Here is a 4,965-nt window from a genome sequence, read left to right as displayed (position 1 = left end):
TGGATGAGGTACGCGAAGTGCCGGCCTCGCTGCTGGCACCGATGATCGTGCTCTCGGTGCTGTGCGTGTTGCTCGGCGTGTACCCGCAGTTGATCTTCCCGCTGCTGGATCGAGCAGCGCACTTCATGGGCCCGGCCGCACAGGCGGTCGCCGCCCTCGGACCGTAAGGGGCGGGGCCGAAACGGCCCAGACCCGTGCGTCGTCGTATCGGAGGTTATGCAAGTGAGTATTCTGAAAGCTCTGTCGGCTAAGACACTGCCGAAGTCGCTGTGGGTCTACCACACCAACACCGGAGCGTGCAACGGGTGTGACATCGAGATCATCAATGTCCTCACCCCCTACTATGACGCGGAGCGCTTCGGCATCAAGCTGGTCGGCTCGCCGCGCCACGCCGACGTGCTGCTCGTGTCCGGGCCGGTCACGCGCCAGGTGCTGCCCGCCCTCAAGCGGCTCTATGAGGCGGTACCGGATCCGAAGCTCGTTTTCGCATTCGGCTCCTGCTCCGTCGGCGGCGGCATCTGGTACGACAGCTACAACATCATCGGCGGCGCGGATAAAGCGATTCCGGTCGACTACTACGTGCCCGGCTGCCCGCCGCGGCCCGAGGCCATCCTCTACGGCGTTGCGGTCGCCCTCGGTCTCGCGCCGCCGAAGGTCGAGTTCAAGGATCTGGCGCAAGACGTGCCCTCCGAACTCGTCGAGGCCTTCCGCCAGTCCCGTGAACGTCTCGAGGCGAACGCCGCGGCTCGTCCGAAAGATCCGCCGCGGCCGGAGCGCTGAACGGCGCTAGCCGCATCCGATCAGAGCATCGTGGGGCAGGAGCATCAGCTCCTGCCCTCAGTATCCGTCCAGGTTCGCCCGGTGATCCTGTTCCCTTGCCCTCTCCGCCGTTTGCCCTCATAATAGAAACGGCCTGATCCCCGCGGAGGCCGGGCAGGCCCGGATCACCATCAGACCGTGAGAGCCAGAACGAGAACCGTCGTCAAAGGCATCGTCCAAGGGGTCGGGTTCCGCCCCTTCGTCTATCAGCTCGCCCGCCGACTGGACCTCACCGGCTGGGTGCGCAATACCTCCGACGGCGTCATCATCGAAATCGAGGGCGAGCGCGAACGGCTCGACGAATTCCTGCGCCTGCTGCGCGACAACGCTCCCCCGGCGTCCGATATCACCTCCGTCTCCGCGCAGGACCTGCCTCCGGAAGGGGAGCGCGATTTCTCCATCATCACCAGCGACGGCGAGGAGCGCCCTGAGCCCGTGATACCCGCCGATATCGCGACGTGCGCGGACTGCGCACGCGAGGTCGGCGAAGAAACCGACCGCCGCTTCCACTACCCGTTCACGAATTGCACCAACTGCGGGCCGCGCTTCACCATCATCCAAGGCATTCCCTACGACCGCCCCAAGACGACGATGTCCGTCTTCCGCATGTGCTCGGACTGTCAGCACGAGTACGACGCGCCGACCGACCGCCGCTTCCACGCCCAACCCAACGCGTGTTCGCGCTGCGGCCCGCGCGCGGCGCTGGATGGCAACACGCCGGCGGGCGCCGACCCCGCGGAGCCCATCCTCCACGCCGGACGTCTGCTGGCCGAGGGACGCATCGTGGCGGTCAAAGGCCTGGGCGGATTCCACCTTGCCTGTGATGCGCGCAACGCGGACGCCGTGCGCGCCTTGCGCCAACGCAAGGGGCGCAGCCAGAAACCATTCGCGCTCATGGTCCGCGACGTGGCGGAGGCGGAACGGCTGTGCTTCATCAACGACGCGCAGCGTAGGCTCCTGCAATCGCTGCAGCGACCCATCGTCATCCTCCGCGAGCGCCCGGGCGGCGATATCGCCCGCGAGGTCGCGCCGAGTAATCTCTACCTCGGGCTCATGCTGCCCTACACGCCGCTGCACCAGATGCTCTTCGAGAGCGCGCCGCCGGCCTTGGTCATGACCAGCGGCAACCTTGCCGAGGAGCCCATTTGCCACACGAACGAACAGGCGCGCAGCAAGCTCGCCGGCATCGCCGATCACTTCCTGACCCACGACCGCGACATTCATCTCCCGTGCGACGACTCGGTGGCGAGAATCGTCGCGGGCAAGCCGATGCTCATCCGCCGCTCGCGCGGGTACGTCCCGCGCGCGATTGCCCTGCCGTCTGACGCGCCGCCGGTGCTCGCCGTCGGCGGCGAGGAGCGCAACACGTTCTGCATGCTCGTCGGCGATCACGCGGTGCTTAGCCAGCACATCGGCGACCTGGACAAAGTCGAGACGCTCGACTACCTGGAGTGGAGCATCGAGCATCTCGGGGAACTGTTCCGCTGGCGTCCCGAGATCGTCGCGTACGATTTGCACCCTGAGTACCTGTCCGCGAAATACGCGCTGGCCCGCACGGAGTGCAAGCTCGTCGGCGTCCAGCACCACCACGCGCACGCGGCGAGCGTCATGGCCGACTGCGGCGTCGAAGGGCCCGTGCTTGCCGCCAGCCTCGACGGCGCGGGGTACGGAACCGACGGCGCGATCTGGGGCGGCGAGTTCCTGCTCGCGCGTCTGACCGACTTCGAGCGCATGGCGCATCTCGCGTACGTGCCCATGCCGGGCGGTGCGGCTGCAGTCCGGCGCCCCGGTCGCATGGCCCTCGCATACCTCCTGCGCGCCTACGGTGATGAAGGAGAGCGAGCGGCTCTCGACCTGACGCCTCACCTCGACGCGCAGGAAACGAGGGCCGCCGCGCTTCAGGCGCATCGCGGCTTCAACTCGCCCATGACATCGAGCATGGGGCGCCTCTTCGATGCCGTCTCCGCGCTGCTCGGAATCTGCACCGAGGCCACGTACACCGGTCAGCCCGCCGTCGAGCTGGAAATGGCAGCGGCGGATGTTGACTCACCGCAGGAGGCCTATCGTTTCGAGATCGACACTTCCGCGCGCCCGTGGCAGATTGACCCGACCACCATCGTTCGCGGTGTGGTTGATGACATCCGTCGAGGCGCGCCTCCCGCCGAGATCGCCGCGCGCTTCCACCACACGGTCGCCGCGCTCATCTCAGAGGTCTGCGAACTCATGTCGCGCGAGACCGGGCTGACGCAGGTCGCCCTCGGCGGGGGCGTGTTTCAGAACGCGTATCTGCTGGAGCTGCTGCTGAAGACACTGCCCACGCGCGGCCTCGAGCCGCTGATACACAGCCAGGCGCCGACAAATGACGGCGGCCTGTCGCTGGGCCAGGCAGTGATCGCGGCCGCGATACAGAATCAGATTATGGAGCACGGGCGCTCTCGCCCGTGATTGCCCCCGCCCGCCGAAGGCTCGGGCAAACGGCAAACGGAGTGACGGCTCATGTGCTTGGCCATACCAATGCAGGTGGTCTCGGTCGACGGCCCGCGCGCGGTCGTGGAGCAAGGCGGCGCGCGGCGGGCGATAAGCACCAGCCTGCTCGATGACGTGACCATCGGCGAGTACGTGCTCGTCCATGCGGGCTATGCGATCGCTCGCGTGGATGAAGAAGAAGCGCGGCGGACGCTCGAGTTGGTGGAGCAGCTTGCGCAGCCGCCTGCATCCAGCGAAGACGGATCCCGCGACGATGCCCGAGGCGGCCCATGAAGTACGTTGACGAATACCGCGATCCGCGCGCCGTGCGCGAACTGGCGGACGCCATCAACCGCATGGACGTGTCGCGCTCGTGCCTAATGGAAGTGTGCGGCACGCACACCATGTCCATCGCTCGCTACGGGCTGCGGGAACTCGTGGCCGCCCGCGCGGCGCTCATCTCCGGCCCCGGCTGTCCCGTGTGTGTCACCGCGCAGGAGGACATAGACTGGTTCCTCGAAGCGGCGCGCCTGCCGGGGATCATCGCGGCGACATTCGGCGATATGATGCGCGTGCCCGGCAGTCACTCCAATCTGGAGCAGGAACGCGCGCGCGGCGCCGACGTGCGCGTGGTGTATTCGCCCGCCGACGCGGTGGAACTCGCGCGCCGCAATCCCGACCGCCAGGTCGTCTTCTTCGGCGTCGGCTTCGAAACCACGGCGCCGGCCGTCGCGATGTCGGTGCTTGAAGCGAAGGCCGACAGCTTGGCCAACTACACGGTATTCAGCGCGCACAAGCTGATCCCGCCCGCGCTGAAGGCGCTCGTCGCGGCGCCGGAGCTCGCGGTCAACGGGTTTATCCTGCCCGGCCACGTCAGCGTCATCCTCGGCAGCAAGCCCTACGAATTCGTCGCGCGCGAGCATCGCGTGCCGTGCGTCATCGCCGGCTTCGAGCCGGTGGACGTGCTCCAGGCGGTGCGCATGCTGCTGGCGCAGATCGCCGACGAGCGCGCCGAGGTGGAGATTGCGTATGGCCGCGCGGTCATGCCGGACGGCAACCCGAGGGCGCGCGCGGTGGTGGGGGAGGTGTTCGACGTGGCCGACGCGCGCTGGCGCGGGCTGGGGGAGGTCGCGGGGAGCGGGCTGTCCTTCAATGTCGCGCACAGGGACTTCGACGCGCGCGCGCGTTTCGATGTCAGCCCGCCGCCCGCGGTCGAGCCGGCGGGGTGCCGGTGCGGCGAGGTACTGCGCGGTGTGCTCGCGCCGGAGCAGTGCGCGCTGTTTGGCGAGCGCTGCACGCCGCGCGATCCGGTGGGCCCGTGCATGGTGTCGAGCGAGGGGTCATGCGCGGCGCGACATCGCTATGCGCGCGCATGATTCATGCGCGCGTGCATGGCACGCAAGGCATATGCAATCTAGGAATGGTATGAGCAATCGAGGCCGGACATGAATGACGACGTGATACTCCTGAGTCACGGCGCGGGCGGCCAAGCCATGGCGGAGCTGATTGATCGGCTGTTCGTGCGCGGCCTGGACAATCCGATCCTGCGCGCGCGCGAGGACAGCGGCGTCATCGAACTCGACGGCCGTCGCATCGCGCTGACCACGGACAGCTTCGTCGTCACGCCGGTCGTCTTCCCCGTCTGCGATATCGGCAAGCTCGCCGCGTGCGGCACGGTGA

Annotated in this window: 5 protein-coding genes; all 5 read left to right on the top strand. The window is 67.7% G+C overall.

The features are described 5' to 3' along the window. Positions 1–216 precede the first annotated feature (216 nt). Complete coding sequence (locus JSV65_02155; GenBank protein UCH35176.1) at positions 217–780, top strand: NADH-quinone oxidoreductase subunit B family protein; 564 nt, start codon at positions 217–219, stop codon at positions 778–780. A gap of 177 nt (positions 781–957) precedes the next feature. Next, the gene (gene hypF / locus JSV65_02150) at positions 958–3,264 is read left to right on the top strand and encodes a carbamoyltransferase HypF (GenBank protein UCH35175.1); all 2,307 of its coding nucleotides are present in this window, start codon (positions 958–960) and stop codon (positions 3,262–3,264) included. 51 nt (positions 3,265–3,315) lie between these two features. After that, positions 3,316–3,579 carry a HypC/HybG/HupF family hydrogenase formation chaperone gene (locus tag JSV65_02145; GenBank protein UCH35174.1) on the top strand — a complete coding sequence of 88 codons (264 nt, stop codon included), beginning with the start codon at positions 3,316–3,318 and terminating at the stop codon, positions 3,577–3,579. After that, positions 3,576–4,661, top strand: coding sequence for a hydrogenase formation protein HypD (gene hypD, locus JSV65_02140; protein ID UCH35173.1), 1,086 nt, complete (start codon positions 3,576–3,578; stop codon positions 4,659–4,661). The genes JSV65_02145 and hypD overlap by 4 nt, the downstream gene beginning before the upstream one ends. A gap of 69 nt (positions 4,662–4,730) precedes the next feature. Beyond that, positions 4,731–4,965, top strand: a 235-nt coding sequence (locus tag JSV65_02135; GenBank protein UCH35172.1) for a hydrogenase expression/formation protein HypE, incomplete at its 3' end; no start/stop codon positions are given.

Source organism: Armatimonadota bacterium (assembly GCA_020354555.1).
GTDB lineage: Bacteria > Armatimonadota > Hebobacteria.
Note: the sequence above shows the minus strand (reverse complement) of the source record. Positions and strands in the feature narration are given on the sequence as shown.

Bases quoted from the DNA above. Each gene is read 5' to 3' on its own strand.
- JSV65_02155 (UCH35176.1), top strand. From the start codon at position 217: ATGCAAGTGAGTATTCTGAAAGCTCTGTCGGCTAAGACACTGCCGAAG.
- JSV65_02145 (UCH35174.1), top strand. From the start codon at position 3,316: ATGTGCTTGGCCATACCAATGCAGGTGGTCTCGGTCGACGGCCCGCGC.
- hypD (UCH35173.1), top strand. From the start codon at position 3,576: ATGAAGTACGTTGACGAATACCGCGATCCGCGCGCCGTGCGCGAACTG.